The 20,273-nt window shown below is 57.5% G+C and carries 21 protein-coding genes and 1 other RNA gene; all 22 read right to left on the minus strand.

Annotated features, from left to right (window positions below; translation table 11 throughout):
* Window positions 1-31 precede the first annotated feature (31 nt).
* The 22 genes from XX99_RS09255 to lptG all read right to left on the minus strand — a co-directional run bounded on the left by XX99_RS09255 (window position 32) and on the right by lptG (window position 20,087).
* Window positions 32-340, minus strand: a complete 309-nt coding sequence (locus tag XX99_RS09255; protein ID WP_050059059.1) for a hypothetical protein — start codon at window positions 338-340, stop codon at window positions 32-34.
* A gap of 62 nt (window positions 341-402) precedes the next feature.
* Window positions 403-1,002, minus strand: a complete 600-nt coding sequence (locus XX99_RS09260; RefSeq protein ID WP_184084784.1) for a hypothetical protein — start codon at window positions 1,000-1,002, stop codon at window positions 403-405.
* A 104-nt stretch (window positions 1,003-1,106) separates the two neighbouring features.
* Entirely contained in the window at window positions 1,107-1,916 is an 810-nt protein-coding gene (locus XX99_RS09265) for a PRTRC system ThiF family protein (RefSeq protein WP_050059061.1), read from the minus strand.
* A gap of 2 nt (window positions 1,917-1,918) precedes the next feature.
* Window positions 1,919-2,626 (minus strand): PRTRC system protein B, encoded by a 708-nt coding sequence (locus XX99_RS09270; RefSeq protein WP_050059062.1) that lies wholly within the window; start codon window positions 2,624-2,626, stop codon window positions 1,919-1,921.
* Window positions 2,577-3,713, minus strand: coding sequence for a hypothetical protein (locus tag XX99_RS09275; protein ID WP_156185890.1), 1,137 nt, complete (start codon window positions 3,711-3,713; stop codon window positions 2,577-2,579). The genes XX99_RS09270 and XX99_RS09275 overlap by 50 nt, the downstream gene beginning before the upstream one ends.
* Window positions 3,714-3,835: 122 nt before the next feature.
* A complete protein-coding gene (locus tag XX99_RS09285; protein ID WP_050059065.1) occupies window positions 3,836-4,051 on the minus strand; it encodes a PRTRC system protein C in 216 nt (71 codons plus the stop codon).
* Window positions 4,052-4,117: 66 nt separating this feature from the next.
* Complete coding sequence (locus tag XX99_RS09290) at window positions 4,118-4,576, minus strand: hypothetical protein (RefSeq protein ID WP_156185891.1); 459 nt, start codon at window positions 4,574-4,576, stop codon at window positions 4,118-4,120.
* A gap of 80 nt (window positions 4,577-4,656) precedes the next feature.
* Window positions 4,657-5,211, minus strand: coding sequence for a hypothetical protein (locus XX99_RS09295; protein WP_050059067.1), 555 nt, complete (start codon window positions 5,209-5,211; stop codon window positions 4,657-4,659).
* Window positions 5,212-5,234: 23 nt separating this feature from the next.
* Window positions 5,235-5,768, minus strand: a complete 534-nt coding sequence (locus XX99_RS09300; RefSeq protein ID WP_050059068.1) for a hypothetical protein — start codon at window positions 5,766-5,768, stop codon at window positions 5,235-5,237.
* Window positions 5,769-5,861: 93 nt separating this feature from the next.
* Window positions 5,862-6,119, minus strand: a complete 258-nt coding sequence (locus XX99_RS09305; protein ID WP_050059069.1) for a hypothetical protein — start codon at window positions 6,117-6,119, stop codon at window positions 5,862-5,864.
* Complete coding sequence (locus XX99_RS28635; protein WP_197081860.1) at window positions 6,079-6,375, minus strand: HNH endonuclease signature motif containing protein; 297 nt, start codon at window positions 6,373-6,375, stop codon at window positions 6,079-6,081. The genes XX99_RS09305 and XX99_RS28635 overlap by 41 nt, the downstream gene beginning before the upstream one ends.
* Window positions 6,376-7,603: 1,228 nt before the next feature.
* Window positions 7,604-7,948 (minus strand): hypothetical protein, encoded by a 345-nt coding sequence (locus tag XX99_RS09320; RefSeq protein WP_050059072.1) that lies wholly within the window; start codon window positions 7,946-7,948, stop codon window positions 7,604-7,606.
* A gap of 10 nt (window positions 7,949-7,958) precedes the next feature.
* Window positions 7,959-8,408: a hypothetical protein gene (locus XX99_RS09325; RefSeq protein WP_050059073.1), complete on the minus strand. Its 450-nt coding sequence runs from the start codon at window positions 8,406-8,408 to the stop codon at window positions 7,959-7,961.
* A gap of 10 nt (window positions 8,409-8,418) precedes the next feature.
* Window positions 8,419-8,817: a hypothetical protein gene (locus tag XX99_RS09330; RefSeq protein ID WP_050059074.1), complete on the minus strand. Its 399-nt coding sequence runs from the start codon at window positions 8,815-8,817 to the stop codon at window positions 8,419-8,421.
* A gap of 281 nt (window positions 8,818-9,098) precedes the next feature.
* Complete coding sequence (locus tag XX99_RS09335; RefSeq protein ID WP_050059075.1) at window positions 9,099-10,031, minus strand: potassium channel family protein; 933 nt, start codon at window positions 10,029-10,031, stop codon at window positions 9,099-9,101.
* A 135-nt stretch (window positions 10,032-10,166) separates the two neighbouring features.
* Window positions 10,167-11,585, minus strand: coding sequence for a tyrosine-type recombinase/integrase (locus XX99_RS09340; RefSeq protein ID WP_156185892.1), 1,419 nt, complete (start codon window positions 11,583-11,585; stop codon window positions 10,167-10,169).
* Window positions 11,586-11,760: 175 nt separating this feature from the next.
* Window positions 11,761-12,113, minus strand: a transfer-messenger RNA (tmRNA) gene (gene ssrA / locus XX99_RS26690).
* A 107-nt stretch (window positions 12,114-12,220) separates the two neighbouring features.
* A complete protein-coding gene (locus tag XX99_RS09345) occupies window positions 12,221-13,591 on the minus strand; it encodes an amidohydrolase family protein (RefSeq protein WP_050059077.1) in 1,371 nt (456 codons plus the stop codon).
* A gap of 182 nt (window positions 13,592-13,773) precedes the next feature.
* Window positions 13,774-14,817, minus strand: a complete 1,044-nt coding sequence (locus XX99_RS09350; RefSeq protein WP_050059078.1) for a hypothetical protein — start codon at window positions 14,815-14,817, stop codon at window positions 13,774-13,776.
* A gap of 382 nt (window positions 14,818-15,199) precedes the next feature.
* A complete protein-coding gene (locus tag XX99_RS09355; RefSeq protein ID WP_050059079.1) occupies window positions 15,200-15,667 on the minus strand; it encodes a CYCXC family (seleno)protein in 468 nt (155 codons plus the stop codon).
* A 247-nt stretch (window positions 15,668-15,914) separates the two neighbouring features.
* On the minus strand, window positions 15,915-17,675 hold the full coding sequence (locus XX99_RS09360) for an ABC transporter ATP-binding protein (RefSeq protein WP_050059080.1): 1,761 nt from the start codon (window positions 17,673-17,675) through the stop codon (window positions 15,915-15,917).
* A gap of 93 nt (window positions 17,676-17,768) precedes the next feature.
* Window positions 17,769-20,087: an LPS export ABC transporter permease LptG gene (lptG, locus tag XX99_RS09365; protein ID WP_050059081.1), complete on the minus strand. Its 2,319-nt coding sequence runs from the start codon at window positions 20,085-20,087 to the stop codon at window positions 17,769-17,771.
* Between the last annotated feature and the right edge of the window lie 186 nt (window positions 20,088-20,273).

The following is a 20,273-nucleotide window of genomic DNA, read 5'->3' on the forward strand; positions in this document are numbered from 1 at the left end:
TTGTTAGATCGGTTGTTTGGGAAGGGTGCTGTTACCGCGGACGCGGTGTCTCAATCTCGGGATCGTCCCACCGGAGGGTGTAGCGCTCCCCGAGAGCGAGAGACTTCAGATACGCCTCGGGATCATGATCTCGTTGCCAGAGCAGGCGATACATAGCATTGACCGCCGCCTTCATGATCCGTTTCATCTCTTCATCCGAGACATGGGAGAACTCGGGCTTTCCAGCGCAGACCGCGCAGGCATTTCCTGCGTGAAGGTCTTCGATGGGACCATTGCGGAAGGCGAGTGCAGTGATTGCCTTGGCTTCGATAGCAAGAGAAGGATCGATCCCATGTTTCATGGCGGTGCCTCCGCTAAGGTCACAATAGCGCAGAAGGGGCATAGTCCGCTGCACTCTCATGCTCAGTACTTTTCGTAGGTGGGGTTGTAGTTCTTGCTGGCAAATTCACGCAGCACCGAGCGCGCCATTGCAAGTGCCTTCAAAGCCAGAGGGCTGGCAATATCTTTCAACGAAACATCGTCTACGGCGAGTTGATGAGCGATGCGAAGCAATACCGCCATCGCTTCTCGGACAAGATCAAGCGTGCCTTCTTCCGTCCAGAAGTCGCCAAACTCGCGCTTGCGGATCTCACCATGCCATGTTGGATTACGCATGTAGCCGAGTTTCTCGCCAAGTCTTACCGGAAGACCATGCACGATGTTATTCCGGATAGTGAACCCTGAGCGCGCCGCTGCGCACCATCCTTCAAGCAAAAGCCGTTCGTCCCCGAGGGCTAAGGTTGCTGCGAATCTTTCCAGCATTGCAATCAAATCAGAGATCATTTTTGAGTCAGTGTCCGGCTTGATTCCTTTCGGATCAATCTTCCGAAGCCTCCACAAAGCCCGCTCAAGATAGTGTTCGATGGCGCCGGAAAATGTCACGATCGCTGCTATCTTCTGACCGACCGGTAGACTCAGGCCCAATCGATCCTGGGCTAAATCAGCGTTGCCAAACTCTGCCATTGCTCCTGTCATATCGAATAAGATTACGCCTGCTGTCAGCTTTCTCCTGACGATCATCTTGGCGCGCTGCCCCCCCCTCGAAACTATTGCTCAGAAGCTGTCTACTAGAGTGACGCTCGGGAGCGTTGCAACGATCTCCTGCGCGTCTTTCTCCACAACTCCGGATCTATTGGGAGGGCTGACATATGCCCGGTTACGGCGTTGAAAAAGGCTCCGTGGTGTTTCAGCTTTCCATGGCGGAACAGCCTAGCGAGCATGGCAAGAGCGCTCATCGCAAGCGTTTGGTTGATGAACGGTTCCTGCCGGTCCAGGGCTTCGATCGCCGAGCAGCTTGGCAGCGGATCTTCTGCCTGCTTCACATCGGAGACCTCAGGATAGAGTTCGGTGACGGTGCGCAAGCGCTCGGCCTTCCGATGGTTGCGATCGTTGAGGGGCTGTCCGAGGATGTATTGTCCGCTCGCGGCGTTGTTGCCGAGATCGAGCCAGTAGCCGGTCCGGTTGAGCGAGCCTCGGAGTGCCTCCTCGATAGTTGCTCGTGCAGCACGGGTGTCGACGCAACCGATGACGATGTCCGGATGGAGATCGTTGATCCGTGCACGTTTGTCGAGGTGGAACGGAAGAGCCTTCCATTCCGTTCCCCAGAACAGGTTGATGCGATTGATGAGGACGGTGGCTTTGTTGAGGCCGATGTCGGAGATGGAGAACGGTTGGCGGATGCAGTTGGTCTCGGAGACCACGTCTGCATCCATCATCGCGACCTCAAGGCCCTGGCTTCGTCCCCACGCACGCATCGCCTGATCGAGATAGGGCAACCCCATTGCGATGGCGCTGCCTGTGCCCCCGGCACCAACGACCAGTACTCGGACTCGCCGGTTTTCGAGCAAGCCGGCGGGGATGATGTGCTCGATGCGCATGCCTATGTACGGCCTCCCTGGATGAATTGAATGAGCGTTTCGGGGAGCGCGATGAGCGAGTCCTTCGGGAACGTCACGCGCTTGCTCGCGAGCGCGCTCCACAGACCGTCGAAACCGCCCTTGTGCCGGGTGAGCCGGCCGACATTCGAGTGCGAGAAGTTTGATTCATAAAATCCCTGTTCCCACGATGCGATTGCGGCGACCGATGCGCTCTCCGGCCTGCGCATGGAGCCTGTGCAGACGGAGCCGTTATGCGAGAGATTCCAGAACGGCGCCACCGCGAGCTTTGAGGTGGCAGTCGGTCGCTTGTTCTCGATCAGTGCACGAATTCGCAGGCTCCCCTCCGAGACATGCCATACAAGCGGCGGTTGTGGGAAGACCTTGCCATTGAGGTGCTTTACCTTGCCTTCGGAGTTCTTGTAGAACATCGCCCGGCGGCGCTGGGGCGTCCACCATGCGATCATGCGGTCGCCTTTCGCGAGGACATTGTCGGGCAGGATCTCTGCCTTCACGTTGCCGCCCACGGACCGGACAAGGGCATCGATAAAGCTCACCGTCAACTGCTGTGCGGGACCAAGGACTGGAGGCGCACTCTTGGAGAGGGTTACCTCGTGCCTGGTGACGAAGCTCGTGCCGCGTCCCTGGTAGACCAGCAGAGCATCATGCAGCTCGAAGTGATAGTTCTCCCCGATCGACGTCTCTACGTTCATGGTTCGACCCCCAGTTTTGAATGTCCTCGACCAGTTGGAATAGCTCGCAGTTGAAGAGGATGAAGCGTTCTACGATTCGCTTTGCCTGGCGGACTTCGGCGTCGTCGTGTGGTGAGAACACGATCGACAGCGCTGGCTCGGGCGAGGTCTCCAGCATGTGCTGGCTTTCCTCATCGAAGCACGCCGCGATGGCATCGTGTTGTTTGAAGACAACCAGCAGCGAAGGCAGGGGCAGGGAATCGTAGTAGCCGTCGGAGAGGTCCTTGCCCGACTTCGGGTAGAGGCGGGAGAGCGTCTGCATCCGGCGTAGCCTCGCGATCCATGCTCCGAACTTCCCATCCATGTGCTTGAGAAGGAGGCGGCGGTCCTTGATTTTCCGGTCTCCATGCTTGAGCGTCTTGCGAATGCACTCCGGCAAAGTCTTCTTGACCTCAGGGAACTCGTATTGCTCTCGGGCTTCCTCATCTTCCTGATCCGCCCATTCGTGCAGCTGTTCTTCATGCATCAGGGCATCGTCGTGGTTGTAGACGCGCATGACGCGATAGAGCGCACTCGTGAGCTGCCAGTAGAAGGCGGCTCCCAGGCCTCTCTTTTCCTTCTCAAGGGCCTCGATCGCTTCGCCAATCTCGAAATAGCCGCAGTTTCCGGAGTTGATGAGGACCGCGAGTTCACGCGACTCGAGACCACGGTCATAGCCGTACCGCTCGATAACATCACCGACCTGAAGATGGTATTCAAGGTTGCGTTCGAGCAGATCGATCCGCTCGTCGGTGATCGCAGCGCGTAGGACGTTCTGCACGAACCGGTTGCCGCTGTCTCCCGCGTTGCTCCAGTGGGACGGCTGGCCGATTCCGCAGCGCACAAGGCAGGCACACAGATCGTAAAGCAGCTCAGAATGGACTTCGTGCGCGTAGAAGGTCGGAACACCATTGAAGGTGGGAAGGGCGTGGCCGAATTGCCCCGCGAGTGTCTCTACGCGAGCGGTGGGAGCAACTCGGAAGGTGGCAGCAGTCTCGGGTCTCCCGGACTGATGTAGTGATGTGCTGCGGACGCGACGGCCTCGGAGAGGTTGCGGGACTCTTTGCATTTCAGATGCCTCACCAGGAGTTCGTTCGGGCCACTGGGAGGAGCATTGGCCTTGGCCGCAAAGAGCGCCAACAACTCCTCCCTGGTGATTCCGTTGGTGCCTTCGTTTGGCCCCGTCACGCCTCAGCCTTTCGTGCCGATGGCGCGGTCGAAGGTGTAACGGAGGGCGGAGCCGGTCGCGTCGGGGCCGGTCATGGTTGCGGTTGCGATCTCCGGATAGCTCGGCGTGAGGAAGTCGCGAACTTCATCGACGCTCATCTCGGGCGCGGGATCGGGGATGCGAACTCCGTTGAAAAAGAATTCGCGCAGCAGAACTTCCGTCTTGAGGGCGGTAGCCATAACGGGCTTCTCCTTGGATTGAGTTGAGGGTGGGTGCAGCGGTGTGATCCGGCTGACGTTTTGGGTCTATCGGTCGGCTGGATGAGGTCTGGAGGCCTGCATGCGATTCCAGAAGTGATCGGCGATGGCGGGATTCATACTGAGGCGCAACAAATCGAGCGTCTCGCTCTCTGTGAGTTCCGCGACGAAGAAAGGCTCTCCGAGCCGCAACGCCCTCGCCGCGCGGTGGTTCCCATCAATCAGGGGCTTGCCGCAACCGGCAGGTAGCGTCACCATGATGCCGTGGCCCGCGTTCGTCGGCACGTGCCACAGATGGCTCTCTAGAATGCGGGCGTGTTCAAGCCACTGCGCCAGCGCAAGGGGATCGACACGGATCAGGTCATGCTCCAAGGCGAGCTTGTGCGCAACGCGGATGTTAAAGCGCAGCGAGAGTAGCTCGAAATACTCGTCGCCGGGCATGTCTTCGCCCCCGATGACCGGGCAGCGTGGGCAGTCGTTGTGATGGTGGAGGCGGAGTCTGGACATAGGTCTCCTTGCGGGCGACGAAGGGAGCGGTTGCCGCCAGATTCGCGATGCATGGTTGGAGAAGTTGCTTGCTGTGCTGGTCAGAGCTTGGGAAGGGCTTGCTGGAGGTAGCCGACGTACTTCCGCGAGACCACCGTCAGGTCCGCGGAGCAGCCTGTGTCATCGGCCGAGTCAACGAGGTCTTGAAGGATCTCCTTCAGGCGCTCATCGGCGTAGTGATCGCTGGACCAGCTTGGACCGGGATTGAGAACGACGTCGTCGGCCGCTTCGACCGCATTGTCCTTGACGAAGATGCAGCCACGGTCATCGACATCGGATGAGTCCCAGGAGACCTCGCCGTTCAGAACATAACCGAGTGGCTCAAGATAGTGCTGGACGAGCAGGACGAGCCATAGCCTCAGTCCGTGGTCGCTCTCATCCTCATCAGGCAGGATCGTCGACCTGTCCTCGGAGAGGACAAACAGGTTCGAATATCCTGGCAGATCGGGTTCCTCGCTGGCTGCGACCCTCGCGAAGATGGGCTCAGTGAATTCGTTGCGCTCCTTCTTTGAAAAGGCGAGAACGGCTGCGGCGTGCTCTTCGGACAGAGGCGGGGTGATCTGGATCTCCCCTCGGTAGTAGACGGAGTATGGCATGGTCTTCCTTTCCAGGGAGATGCTTAGAAAAGGCTCCCTTGAACGGGTTCGAAAGGTGCAATCAATGGCTGGGGATCTGTAGGTTCGGTCACAAAGGCAGCTTCCTCGATGGCGTCAGCCCCGGGATTCGCGGGAGCGCGATACTTGGCCTCAAGCCGCGTGAGGACTGCCATTTCGGTGGTGCGCAGCTCTTCTGCGGCCCTCAGCTCGTAGAGAGCGAGATAGTTTCTTGCCCGGACCTGCTGCTTGATGACGCGCTCCACATCGGAGTACGTGAATGTCGGATCGCCCCAGCAAGGCCAGGCTAGTGTGTGCTTCAGAAATTTGAGCCTGTCTCTGTCAGTCGTGAACCAGGTCTCGTAGAAACCGTGGATGTCGTAGTGGGCGATGTGTCCGAAGCAGTTGGAGAGGCGTTGGTAGAAGCTCTTGGTGAAAAGGCTTCTCTTCCATTCTGACTCGATGAAGTTGAGAACTGCATTTCCGAAGGTGGCTTTGTCTGCGGCAGTATTCCATTGAGTGGCGACGAACTGGGAAGCATCGAAGGGTTTGGCTGGCATAAGGATTCCAGAAAAAGCAAAGCGGCCAGACTTGGCCGCTGCTTTAGGCGAGAGATGGTGGTTGCGAATGAGTGCTCGCTCGATCCTGCTGGGCTAGCTCGAAGCGTTGGCCGTAATCTCCTTGCGTGCCGGAGCGGGCTGCACCAGCTTCGGCTGTTCGAAGAACGGGGAGTTCTCGCCCTTGCCGACGAGGTCGATGAACTGCAGCTCCAGCTTCCCGGACTCGATGATCGTCTGCGCCGTCTCGTAGATCGCTTTGGCGCGTTGCACTTCCATTGGGTGGTCCGGGTCCTTGAGTGCCTCGATGGTCTCAAAGAGATGATTGCGAAGGTCTGTGATTTTGTTCTTCATCGATTTTCCTTATCTGGCGCTTGAGCGAGGCACCGAGTCGGATGAGTTCGGTCAGCTCCGGCGGGTAGTTGTGAATCGTGTTGCGTCGCATCAGCTCTCGGCGAGAGATGAGTTCGAAGTTGTCGAGGGCAACGTGCGCCTTGTTGCCGTCCTTGAATGCAACGGCAAAGCCATTGGGAACCGGCCCGTGGGCCTTTTGCCAGATGAGGATGTGTTCTCCGACCCAGTCTCTGGGCGGATAGCCTGTGTCGGACACCTTGCGTTGCAGGTACCTGCAGCAACTGGGCCTGCGCTACTTCAGCCTCCGCATTAATCTTGAAGTTTCCGTTCGCATCCTTCTGGGCAGCGGTCATCTTTTGAAGCCGCTTCTTGTATCCCTTCAGAACTTTCACTTGATCTGGAACCAGAACTTGACCGCTCACCACGACAGGGAATCCAAGAGTGGAGAATTTTTGCAGCATTCCTGGGAACGTGGCGTCGGGAAGTTCCTTCAGGCTGATGACTGAATAGAGGTATCCGTCTATGTTGAGGTAGCTCTCTGTCTCATTAAGGATGCTGGACTGTGTCACCTGTTCTCGCGCGCTGCGATACTCCAACGTCTCTTCGCCCGGGATGTAGCTACGATAGGTTCGGCGAGTGGGGTGTTGGGAACTCTCCAAAGCCTCGAACAGCTCCTGCGTTGAAAGTCGGCGCGGACCAAGAGACGCCACCTCCATCGAACCTTCAACACCACGAAGTAACGATTCAAACTCGGCCAGAAATGTCTCATGTTCTTTGCGCAGGCGCTGGATCACCTTTTTCTGTCCCATCGTGAACGCGCCAAGCTTGCGGTTCTGCTCCGCCGAGTGATACAGCTTGGCGTGGATCCTGGGATCCCAGATGTAATAGACATGGAGCCTCGGCTCGAAGTAGTAGCCTCCTTCCTCTTTCTCGCGCCACATATTTAGCCGGTGCGCATCAAGAGCCATGACTTCCGATTGCTCTGCACGACCCTGATCGATGTAACTATCAAGCAGGCTGCCGAGATGTTCGGAGATTTCATAGCGAAACTGAATGCGCATGCTGACATCTGGAACTCCGCGTAACAGAGCTTCGAGTTGAGACTTGCTACGATTCCGGTCATCGTCGGTTGCGAAGTAGGACTGGATGCCTTTCAACTCATAACCGGCAACGAACGCTCCGTTCGTCCGCACCATAATGTTGTCGCCCATCGGGAGGTCACGCAGAGGGAAGAGCTCGCACATGGCAGGAACCTTCAACGTTTTGTCGTGTTGTGCGTAGGTCATTGGCATGACACTTCTCCTTCGTTCAATCGAGATTCCTGCTCACAGAGACCACGTCTTGCTATCTCAGTCAGAGGGACAATGTCCTCATGGAATTGAGCCGCGAAGACAACGCTGGCAAAGACAGCCTTGGCAGCTTCAGTGTCAAGATGCATCGCAACCGAACCGTCGTGTCGAGTCGTGAATGACGCATTCATCTCGTCACTCCTCCTCGTCAGCGATGTAAGGCTGCACTAGTTGGGAATCTCGCTCAAGTGCGCACCACGCCTTGGGCGCCAGAATCGAGCGAACAAGATCCGTGAGATAGCCCTTCGGTTTGCCATACTTGAAAAGGATCAAAAACGGCACCGCCAGCAACGGAACTACAAACTCCATGAAAACGTTGAGCGGCATCCCGAATACTTGCGCGCTACTCCCCGCAAAATGGGCAAGCAGGTTCATCAGCGCTGCGAGGGCAAGAACAAGTACCAGGTCCTCGAATTCGAGCCCTAAGAAGGTGACCTTTGTGTGAAGGTTCCGATGTACTGGCGTCAAGTCAAGACTCATATGACCTCCTTTAGATCCCGTGCGCATTTGTAACCATGGACTCGGCAAGACGAACGATCCCGGAGATCATCAACGCCCCTATTGCTGCGATGAACTTGCGGATCCACGTCGAGCCTGGGTAGATCTCTGAAACCACGCCGCCCATGTGGATGGCCATCGCTCCTAGTTGGGTTAGCGCAAACATAGGGAGAATGACGTTCGCTACAAAGTTGACGAGGCTCATAACTGCGGTCCAGTACGCATCCGCATTAGTCGGCCCTGCGTTCTGTACAAAGCCCTCAAGCGCGCGGAGAATGCCTGAACACATCAAGGACGCGAAGCCGCCGTACAGTAGCGGCTCAAAGGGTCCACCCTTGCTATAGCGATAGACCGCGCTGGCGAAGAACAAGCCAGCCATCGTAGGCATCATGGTGTTTCCCGCCCACGACGCGAGGTGTGTAAGTGCGCCATCGAGACTCATCGCATTCCTCTCACGCAGCCATCGCTTGAAACAGTTTGAGAAGACCGGTCACGCTTAGGAACGCGATCGCAGCGAACACAAGCCGCGTCCATGGTCGGTGTCGTATGAAGTTGACGACGGCCCCGACGCAGGCGAGCCCGGCCGCCGCAGGCATAATCTGGCCGACGATGTAGTTCCAGAGCGACGTGAGCATATCGGTCGTCGCATACTCGCCGCCGGAGTTCCAGCCTTGCATCAACTGCATCGTCGCTGACAGTGTCATCAGAAAGATGGCTGCGACGATTGACCCGAGGGGGTTTTCACCAGCGGCTCCATCAAGCGCAGCTTTGAGGACGAAATAGGCGGCAATTACTGGAACCAACTTCGCTACAACAATCTGGGTTACAAAGTTCTTGAAGACGGACTCCATGTTGGCCAGCCAGCTTGTGCCAACCGAGCGCCAGCAAACCTACCGATTTCTGGGTGCTTTCGGTGCTGACTTGCAGGTCTTGTTGGACATTCATCGTTGACCCCGCGTAGTTGAGGTTGAAAAAAGAACAAGGCTCTGCTGGAAAAGCAAAGCGGCCGCGATCGTAGAGACATCACGCGGGATATATCTATTGAAGGATCAGGATTCGGTCAAACGCGGACAGTAACGGGAGAAGGGAACAGGTGCCCGCTCGCAACTTCAAGCTGGCGAATCAGTGGATGTCACTTTGGTTCGCGAGCGAGGTCACTCACCAACAGACCCGTGAGGAGGATGCTGCAAAAGACCTGCAGGCATACGAGCAGACGAACAGTCGTTGAGTTGGGCGAGATATCTCCAAAGGTCGCCGTGGTCGCGGCTCCTACGCTGAAATAAAGAAAATCACCGTAGCCGAGACGTTTTTGTAAGGCTGTTCGATACTCTTCGAATGCATCGTAGATCTCTGCGTGAGCATGATCGGTCGCCAGTTGCTCCTGGTAAACTTTGTCGCGAAGTAACTTTGTTTGGGCCTCTTGTTCGATCCAATGTTGCTGATCGGGTTGTTTCTGAAACTCAGTGAGGTGCTGTAAGCCGTACTCACGAGCTTCGTACTCTGCTCGGGCTCGTTCCGCTTCAGACTTCGCAAGTTGGACGCCCAGATTCGCATGAGCTACTGCTGCTGGCCCGGAGGGCAGATCATCCTCGGTCTTGGCATTGCTGGCTGCCAGGATCGCATTCATTTGTTGCCGAATGGCATCAGACTTTGCCTTCGCTGGGGCCTGCCTATCCGACACGAACAGCTCGTACTGCTGCCACTGAGCTCGTTCAAATGACGTGTAGTTCGTTTTGAGCGATGTCTCTCGTTTCGAGAGATCGGCCTCGTCGCCTTTAAGCTTGACGGACAAGGCCTGAAACTCCTGGTACACCTTGTCAATCTTCTCCGCTGAGTCCTGCTGATCCCGGGTCAACGTCAATCCGGGTAAGGGCTTTTTGTCCGAGTACGTTGAGTACGCGAGTGCGATGCGTTCGAGATCAAGAGGCAGGACATTCACTCCGGATTGCAGTCGGAAGTAGTCCGGCCGGTTTAGCCAGATGAGCTCATACACGCCGGCCATCACGAAGGTTAAAGCCAGGAAGAGCAGCAGTTTCGGAATGGGCGAACGAGTCAGTCTGGTCATAAGCTCCTGAACTGGAGGAACTGGAGAGTCGGGCGTCCGCCAATGTCATGATTTTCGCATCCGGGCTCTCTGGTGTTTTTAGTCGGAGCGACCCATGTAGCTATGGGATCGCCCCGGCTCGGGTGAAGTTCGCCCTCAGGCGATCCTGGATGTTGGTTTGCCTCCGCCAACCAACTCCAGTCGTTTTCCATTGCCCACAGAACGTGAAGCTCTAGGCGCGTTGTTGTCGGGGCCTTCACCGGGCGTCTCGCCGACCTTCCATGCGGCGCGCACACTGGCCTGAAGCTGCAGCTGCCTTGCCTTTACGAATGGGGCGTAGTGTCTCTCGGTAACCTTCACAGAGGAGTGCCCAAGGAGCGTCGAAACCTGATCGATCGGCACACCCGCGAGGAGCATCTCGACCGCAAAAGTGTCGCGAAACATGTGAGGATGGCAGCGCTTTTTCTGGCCGTCGAGCTTTCGAATGTCGGCCAGCTGGAATAATCGGCGAAAGCTGCGTTGCCAGTTGGCGACAGCGCTCTTAGGAAGACCATTGCCGCTCCAGAAGAAGTATCGCTTGTTAGGCACGGGACCTTCAGGGATATTCACAAGAGCTTCGACGACTTCAGGCGGAAGCGGAACGTAGACACTCTGTCCGGTCTTCGCCTGATACAGAAGCAGGTTGTCGCCCTGAAGGCGATGTCGCTCGAGCGTGACCGCATCGCGGATGCGAAGCCCACTCCAGCGCATGAGCAATGTCAGAGTGTGAAGCCGGGTCCGAGTGTCTTCGACGCTGAGATACCCGCCACGAGGATCGCCATAGAGGACGATGGCATCGATGATCCTGTCGAACTCGTCCCTTGGGAAATAGTCGGTCGGGATATGCTTCGGTCGGATCTTGCTGAGCGAGAGCGCCGGGTTCTGGGTAATGAAGCCGCGCCTGAAAGATTCCCAGAAGAAACCCACGACCCGGTCCTGCTTCTTTGCCTTGACCACCATACCCTCGGTCCAGGTCGTGCGGTAGGTGAGCAGGGCGTTGTGGTCGAGCTCGTCGAGATACACGAGTCCTTCGGTCTTGGTCCACGGCAGGAACTGTTTTTCGAAGAGTCGCTCGAGCTTCTTGACGGTGTCTGTCTGAAGGTTCCGGCTGCGCGCGTCAGCCATGTAGACCTCAACGGCCTTCTGGATGGTGACTCTGGTCCTCTGACGGCTTGACGGAATAATCTCCCCATCCAGTGCAAGAGGAGATTGGGCTGGCTCTGGCTGAGCAGAGGAAGGGACGATGGCTGCGCCGAGCATCTCCGGCGATGTCTCGGCTTCGATGTGAGCAGAGGTGCTGGCTGTTGGGGTGAGGTCTGAGTCGAGACTCGAGAGCGGGCGTCCGCTGGCCAGAGTCTCTTCGAGCTTCTGTCGAAACTGCTCCGCCTCGTCCCAGAGACGGGTCGAGGCACTCTTGCGAACGCGCTCACTGTTGAACCGGGCTTCCACCCACTTGGGGCAGTTGCAACGGCGATAGAGGCGGTCTCGTTTGTACTTGCAATCGGAGGCGTGGCGGGTGAACACGAATGAATCCATGGGAGGCTCCTTGAAGTGCAGCGGGAGTCTTGCCCGGATGGAAAATTCGGTCAAAGTTTCGGACGTCTTTCTACCCAACGGCCGTCGTGGTCACAAAACGGTCACAAAAGGGTCACAAAATCGGTCCTGATTTTGAGTTCAGATTGTTAAGTATGGGAAATAAAGGACTTAGGTGTGGTGGAGGCGGCGGGAGTCGAACCCGCGTCCGAAATCGTTGTCAACAAAGAGAGGCTCCATGCTCAGTCCTGTTCCGGAAGTTTCGCTTTGCGCGCTCAGAACGGACAAGATGCGCGCATTGCTAGTCCGTGGATCTCGCCTTCATGACCCGTACCCAGTCGTGAAAGCCAGCCCGCTGTGCGACGTCCTTTCGCGGCCCGCAGGCAAAGCCACGAAGAACGGCAACTTAATTAATTAAGCTGCGAGTGCGAATTGAGGTTCGGCACTTGTGATTTTCCGAGCGATTACGGGTGCTCAGACCCCGACATGCCTCTTTGCCGCAAGCGATCCCGTCGAAACCGTGACGCCCCCACATTGTGCTGATCGTGGAAGTCCCGTTGCTCTGGGTCTCTACCTGTGACTTCTCTTATTCTACGCTGCTTCGCGTGATTTATGGCCGCTCGCTGGGCAAGTTCCCGCTACTGGCTGCACTCGGCAAGCGGAGCCAGATGGCGGCTCCATTCGCTAAGCGCACGATCGAGCCGGGTCTCGACGCTCTCAAATGTCTCGCGTTTCTCCGAGCCTGCACGGAAGCTAAGCTCCTTGACCGTCCCGCAAACGGTGGCGTGATCCATCGCCGGCGCCGTCTTGAATTCCGAAATCACGCTCCCATCGCCGTAGATCACCTCGCCGCCGATCGTAACCAGCGCGACATCGCGCGCGTCGGAGTGAACCGCGCTCCAATAAGCATCTTTACCCGCGGGCTGCTGGTGCGGGCGCAGGACGAGAATGTCCGCAGCGTATCCCGGAGCCAAGCTGCCGAGAGTGTGCTCCATGCCGGCAAGTCGAGCGGCGTTGCGCGTCGCCATCTCCACCAGCTCGCGATCGGTGAAGACGGGCGGTGTCTGTCCGGCGTTCCAGGTGGCGGCGAAATTCAGCTCGGCCAGCGTGCCGTCGCTGCCGGTTGGGCTCCAGTCGGGAGCGATCGCCATTTCGACACCAGCAGCCTTCGCAGCCGCTACATTCGCTGTTCCGCCGTAAAGCTCGAGATTGCTGCGCGGCGACCAGATGAGGCCGGTTTCTGCAATGGCCATCTCCCGCAGGTCATCGGGCTTGAGCGCAACGCCGTGGATCACAGACACACCCTTGCGCAGCAGCCCGCGCCCCTTGAGCATCGCGAACTCACGGGCAGCGGAGGCATCGTTCGGCGCGCCCTCGGCAACGTGGATCAGCAGCGCGCCACCATGATCGAGCGCCCCACGAGCCGAGGCCAGCTCCTCTTCGCTCATCTGGAAGGGAAAAACGTTGTAGACGACAGGCGCGGAAGGGGCGCCGCCCAGGCGCGGATCGAAATCCAGGTTGCGCGCCAGCCGCGGGCCGCAGTCCTGATGCGTGCCGCCCACCACGCTGGTCTCGCCCTCGCTCACCGCCTTCACCTCGGCATATCGCTCCATGTCGCACTCGTAGCCTTCGGCGACCAGCTGATGATGCGGCCCATCCATCAATACCTTGTAGATGGATTTCTGCTGCCAGTCATAGCGGCTGCCGAACTCCTCCATGGGCTTCCAGCGCGGAAAGACGTTCCAGGTAAGGTGATTGTGCAGATCGATGAAGCCGGGGACGAGGATACCGTGTGTATCGATGGTCCGGGTATTCGCAGGAAGAGAAATCTTCTCTCCGACAGCCACAATCTTGCCGTTCTGGAACAACACCGTGCCGTTTTCGACGACTCCGGAAGGAGTAAGGACGGTGCCGGTGAGAGCGATAGGAGCGTTCTGAGCAGAACAGAAACAGGCGATGGAGAGAAACAGGAAAAGAGAGCAGGTCGTGCGCCGGATCATGGTTGCCATAGTCTCATGAGCGCCGCGTTTCGGGTCATTTTGAACTGCATGCCTGATTCGGGTGTCCAGTCTCATGACACCCTTTGCATTTCTATTCTCATGCAGCGGAGACTCCGGCTGCATTCCATCGAGAATCTGTCGGATGGTCAGGATCTGGATGTATGGGCAAGAGTAGCTATCAATAGGATTCTTTAGTCGGAAATTATCTTATTTCCGAAGAATTTCTTTTCCAAATCTAGAAGTGTGAATGTGCTCCGGTGCTGAATGCTCTCTTCCACCATGCGCATCAAAGCCGACGCCGTTATGAGAATGATATTTCTGATGGGTGAGTCCGAGAGATTTTCCGTGAGCTTTTTAAGGTCGCTTTCCCTAAATGAGGGTCCCACAACGATGAAATAGAGTCTGTCCAATCCTTGGCGCTGAAGCTCTCTGCCATGGTAATTGGCATACTCCAGAAATTTCCGATCTTCTGTTCCTAAAACGTAGCCGGCCGAACGTACTTTAGCATCGATGATCAATCCAAAACGCTCGCGCGGCGCAGCCGCCAACGAGTCCGCCTTTCGTCCTGTGCCCTGTCCCATCGGCTTAACCTCGAACCCCAAGCACCGAAATGCATCGGCAGTGCGTCTTTCGAATTGGGTTGCGATTTCGGCGTCTGGCCGCTCGAAGGGAGGTCTATCTCCACGGGCAAGGACATGCAGGTATTGAAGCGCCGCCGGTAAGAATGGGCGCAACCCTGGATGCGGTGGAGTTATTTCGGTTATAGCGTCACTACGTTTAGTTCCGCTATTTTGTTTTGGCAGAGACCAGCCATCAAATTTTAGTATAGGTTGCAGTTCCAGCGGCGCGTCTTGCAGCCAGGCGTGGAAACGTGTCCGAAATTCTCCCCTACCGCCGGGAAATCGTTTATAAGCTGATGCTGCTCTGGTCTTCAGCTCTCTCTGTGCAATTCTAAGTTCTGGAGAGCTAGGAATTTTTGTGAGATGAAGGCATATTTGCGCGAAGCCTGCAAAAACTTCTGAGTCAGAAAGCTTATCAACAAGCCATTCGTTGGGTTGTAAGCCAGCTTCTTCAGCTAGAGCGGAGGGTTTCGGCCAGTAATAACGAACTTCTGAAGCCTTGATTCCCGTCAGTTCTTCAAATGCTTCTTCACTTGGTGTTCGGCCAAACTGAGCGGCACAGGCCTTGAATGACTCTAGTATCTCTTCGCGGCTTCGGCGTTGTTTTGCTTGCATCGAAACTCTTCTCAAAATTCTAGCAATGTACGTAAAACGCTTGTTCTGTGGAATCGCAATGGAGATAGATCGATCCAACTTCCTCGAGGGCACGCTTTAATTCGACGTAGTCATGAAGGGAGTTCAAGGAGGGATCGAGATAGACGAGGTCGTCCGATTTGCCGGGAACTGAGCGCTGTAGGACAGCGTGGCAGTCGCCGTAATAGAGCTTATCTTTTTCCGGTCTGAGCTGGAACACAATTGACTAACGTAGCATATAGCCTGTGATGAGGAGAAGTAACTGCCGAAGTGCAATGGAATCTCACATCTCAAAATAGAGATGTGGGGCACCCAGTTTTCGGCTAACCGGGGTTCAGCGACCCGTTTTTTAGCCAACCGCCCTTCAGCTACCCGCCTTTTCGCTGCTCTTAGAGCCCAACGCGTCCAAATCGATCTGCTCGAAATCCTTGTGCTCGATACCGGCGCGAATCTCCGCTGGCGTCTTGCCCAGCTTGGTCATCCTGTAGGCGTAGGCGCCTTCCTTCGCGCAGGTGGAGCATTCAGCTCCATGCGTCCCGGAGAAGCAGCTGTGCAGGCTGGTGTGGCCGAGCGCGCGGTCGCAGTGGCAGTAGCAGGGAAGCTGATAGAGCACCTTGGGTATCTGCGCCGCTTCTTTATAGACCTCAACCTGCCACGGATAGTGGAAGTTCGGCCCGGTAAGCTCAGCGCCGGCGAGGATCGGAGGCAGCTTGGCTTCTTTGGCGGGCGCAGCCGGATGATAGGCAGGGACATCGTCGACCGGGTTGGACCACTGGGCGTATCCGGCGGCGGTAACCAGGCCCAGAGCCAGAGTAATAAGAATGCGCTTCATCGCTGCTCCCGAAACTGCTTTTCTCTACAGACTGCTCTCGCTACCTAAAAGTAAACCATAGCGCCATCCGCTTGCGCCCAACTAGATTAGACGGCATTGCAGATTCGTTTTGCCGAAACCAACATTCTGCAGCGGAAACCGACCTCGACTGCGTATGCTGTGCCTATACCTCAGAGGCTAAAGCCTCTCACCTTCTAATCGTTGTGGATGGGCCGAAGCCCCTCCCTCCCTCCGTCGCGGAAAATCGCTAGCGAGCGCCAGCCAGCTCTTCCTCAAGCTGCTGTTTCTCATACAGCCCCGCATAGTATCCACCGCGCAGCAGCAGCTCCTCATGCGTTCCCAGTTCGGCGACGCGGCCGCCGGCCAGCACTGCGATGCGATCGGCGTTGCGCACCGTGGAGACGCGATGCGAAATCAGGATGGTCGTCCGTCCCTGCATCCGCTGGCGAAGCTCTTCGAGGATGCGTTCCTCGGTGTAGGTGTCCACGCTGGCCAGGGCATCGTCGAGGATCAGAATCTTCGGGTCGCGCACCAGCGCGCGAGCCAATGCCGACCGCTGCTTCTGGCCGCCGGAGAGGGTGAGTCCACGTTCGCCGACCGTGGTCTCGAAGCCGTGCGGGAATTCCTCGAATTCCTTGCGAATATGCGCCGCCTCGGCTGCGCTCAACATCTGCTCGGGCGAGGCATCCGGCGCGCCCAGCAGGATATTTTCGCGGATGGTCTCGCTGAACAGGAACGTCTCCTGCGGCACAAATCCGATGCTCTCGCGCAGCACGTCCAGCGGATACTCACGCACCGGGCGTCCATCGATGAAAACGGAGCCGGGCGGTGCATCGTAGATGCGGGGAATCAGGTTCACCAGCGTGGACTTGCCCGCGCCCGTCGGCCCCACCAGCGCCAGGCTCGATCCGGCGGGAATGGTCAGCGAAATATCGCGGAGCACAGATTGCGAAGACGCTTCGCCATAAGTGAAAGTGAGGTGACGAAACTCGATCTCGCCGCGAATGACATGGTCGCCGGCCAATTCGATATTCGCATCGCGGTCGTCGATTGTCGGCTCTTCAGCCAGCAATTCATGAATGCGGGTGACCGACGCGGTGCCGCGCTCGAAGAGATTCACCACCCATCCCAGCGCAATGATGGGCCAGGTGAGCATCAGCGTGTAGGTGGCGAATGCGGCGAAGTTACCTACGCTGATGCGGTGCGAGAGAACTTCATGTCCGCCGACCAGCAGCACGATGACCATGGCCAGGCCGAGCATGAATTCGAGCGTCGGCCACAGCATGCCCATCAACTGAACAAGGCGCAGCCCGCGCCGGATGTACTCCTGGTTCGATTGTTCGAAGGCTTCCTTCTGCGCCTCTTCCTGAGCGAAGGCCCGGACCAGCCGCGCGGCTGAAAAATTCTCCTGCGCCTGCGCCGAGATGTCGGAATACATGGCCTGAATGCGCTCGAAGCGCTCGTGGATCTTGCGGCCCATGGTCTGAACCAGGACGCTGGCCAGCGGCAGCGGAACCAGAGCGATCAATGTCAGCATGGGGCTGATGCGCAGCAGGAAATAAAGCGCGCCCATTGAGAAGAGCAGCGTGTTGGCGCTGTACATGATCGCCGGCCCCAGCAGCATGCGCACTGCATTTAGGTCGTTGGTCATGCGCGCCATAATGTCGCCGGTGCGCCGATGCTGGTAATAAACGGCAGGCTGCTTTTCCAGCTGCAGGAAGAGATCGTTGCGCAGGTCGAATTCGATCTCGCGGGAGATGCCGATCAAGATCCAGCGCGTGAAGAAGAGAAAGACGCCCTTGGCCAGGGCGATGGCCAACAGCAGACCGGCGTAAAGCATGATCTTCCGCTGCGTCACGCCATGATTGAGGTCGTCGATGGCGCTGCCGATCGCCTTGGGAAAGAAAATCCACACGGCATTCGACAGCACAGTAACCACGCCGCCCCGCACGTAGCTGCGCGAGTAGCGTCGCATGTACGGCAGAAGCGGCTTCAGTCGCTGAAACATCCGTGAATCAACCTTCCAGGGCGTCTAAAGAACGCCGTCGTTCGAGCCTGTGACACTTCGCGGATACTCGATGGGCGCGTTTGAGATGTGGGACTACGTCGACGACCGCAGCAATAAATAGCCACCGGCCAGCGCAAACAGCACGTCCGGAGACCACGCCGCAAGAAACGCCGGCAATAGATTCACATTTCCCATGGCCTCGAATGTGCCATCGACAACGAAGTACGTAATCGCCACACCGATCGCAACGCCGATGCCCGCCAGCGACCCCCGCTTGCCCATGGACAACGCGAAGGGAACCGCCAGCACCGCCATCACCATCGTAATGATGGGATAAGCCAGCTTACGATTCAGCTGCACGCGCAGCCGCATAGTGTCGAAACCGCTCTGGCGCAGGTCGCGGATGTACGCGGAGAGCTCCTGGAAGCTCATCTCCGACGACAGCCGCACCTCTTTCTTGAAATATTGCGGCCGCTCCTGGATCTCCGGGAAGGTGCTCAGCTCAAACTGCTTGTAGCTGCTGATCTCGTCGCCATCGAAGGTCCTCACCCATCCATGTTCGAAGGCCCATTTGTGCAGCGTCGGCTCCCAGTGGGCGTTCGAAGCGTAGATGCGCTGCGTGATCGAGAAGGTCTCGGGGTTGAATTCGAAGATGGTGATGTTCCCGAAGGAATCCTGGTCGGCGTCGAAATATTCGTAATAGAAGATGCGGCCCGGCTTGCCCGGCTCCTGCTGGCCGAAAATCCAGTTCTGTCCCGGATGCTCCATGGTCTGCGCCGGCCGGCCTTTGATTACGTTGCGCAAGGCCTCCTGCCGCCGGTTGGCCTTGGGCAGATAAACTTCGTCGAAGACGAAGAGCGATACAGCCAGCAGGCATGCGATCACCATCACTGGCAGCACGATGCGATAAAGACTAATGCCGGAGGCCTTCATCGCCGTCAGTTCGCTCGACCGGTTGAACAACCCGAAGACCACCAGCACTGCAATCAGCACACTCAGCGGCGTAATGGTGTAGATCATGCTAGGCGTCAGGTTGATCAGGTACTCGCCGACCGTCACCAGCGCCGTGCGGTTACGGATGATGTCTCCGAGCAGCTCGAAGAAGGTGAAGACCAGCATCAGCATCACGAAGGTGACCAGTACCATGGCGAACGTGGTCAGAAATTCCCGGAGCACATATTCGTCGAGAATCAGCGGGAAGCGCCCGCGCGTCGCCCTGGGTTTGATCGCCGCTGGACGCTGAACCGTTTCCTGGGTATCGCTCTTGGCCGATGACTTGAACCAGCTTCCGATCGAAGTCAATGCCGCGAGAGCCGCTCCGCCCGTCGACATCTGCCGCAGCAGGAAGATGCCGCAGGCCGCGAAGAGCACATTGGCTGCCCATACTCCGACCGCAGCCGATACCTTGTTCTGCCGGGCTAGCGCCGTCCCGGTCGAGGAGAGAAAGTAATAGATGAAGACCAGGACAATGGTCAGGACGAATCCTGCGCTCTTGCCTCCCCGCTTCGAGGAAAGTCCGAGTGGAACGCCCACCAGCATGAGCACCAGGCACGCCGCCGGATAAGCAAAGCGCTTATGCAGCTCGATCAGATACCACTGGCCGCCCTTGAGGTGCGAGTGGGCAAGCAGTTCGCGATTCGACATGGCCAGAATCGGCGCGTCACTTCGCGTAGCGTGCGTGTCCTCCTGCGTCGTCAGCTGCAGCGGAAGATCGGTCTGCGAAAATGTGGAGACGGTGTAGTGGTCGGGATCGTCGGTCTGGATCTGGTGTTCGGTGCCGTCGCGCAGGCGCATCACCGCACCTTCATCCTTGCGATTGACGACCGTGGCTACGGCGCCAGTGGTGACCTTGGGCGCATTGGGATCGGAGAGATCGGCTAGAAAGATCTGCCGCCAGTTGGTTGCACCCGAGGCCGGACGCACATTCTCGACATAGAGTACGTAATTCTTGAAATCCTCGTAGAAAACCCGCGGCTGAACCTCATAGGAGGCCTGCGCATTCAGCAGCTCGGATTCGAGATTGATGGTTGTCGCCGAGGCTTTGGGAGCGAAGTAAAGGGTGTTCGCCAAACCCACGCCCCATCCGGTAATGGACACCAGGCCGACCACCGCAACAAACGTCCACACGCCCACGCCCGAGGCGCGCATCGCCGTGATCTCGCTGTCCGCCGCCAAACGGCTCAGTCCGAGCAGAATGCCGACCAGCACGGCCATGGGAATGGTGACCGTGAACATGTTCGGCAAGGTGAGCAGAAATATCTCGATGACCAGACCGAGCGACGCGCTGTTGCGCACCACCAGCTCCAGCAGATGGGGCAGGTCGCGCATGAAGAGCACAAACGTAAAAAGCGCCCCGCCAATCAGAGCGTGAGAGAGCACTTCCTTGAGGATGTATCGAGTAAGAATGCGCACAAACGTCGGTCCGTTCTCAGTGTATCGCGCTATTTGAGACAGGACAGGAATCCATCCGCTCAAACATCGGCGTGCCCACCGGCTCGAATGTCATTTTGACGACCGAAGGGAGGAAGAATCTCAGCCATGTTTGTCGCAGCATCGTCGATATTCTTCGCTACGCTTCGAATGATGTCGCGTAGGTAT

The organism is Silvibacterium bohemicum, from assembly GCF_001006305.1.
GTDB classification, from domain to species: domain Bacteria; phylum Acidobacteriota; class Terriglobia; order Terriglobales; family Acidobacteriaceae; genus Silvibacterium; species Silvibacterium bohemicum.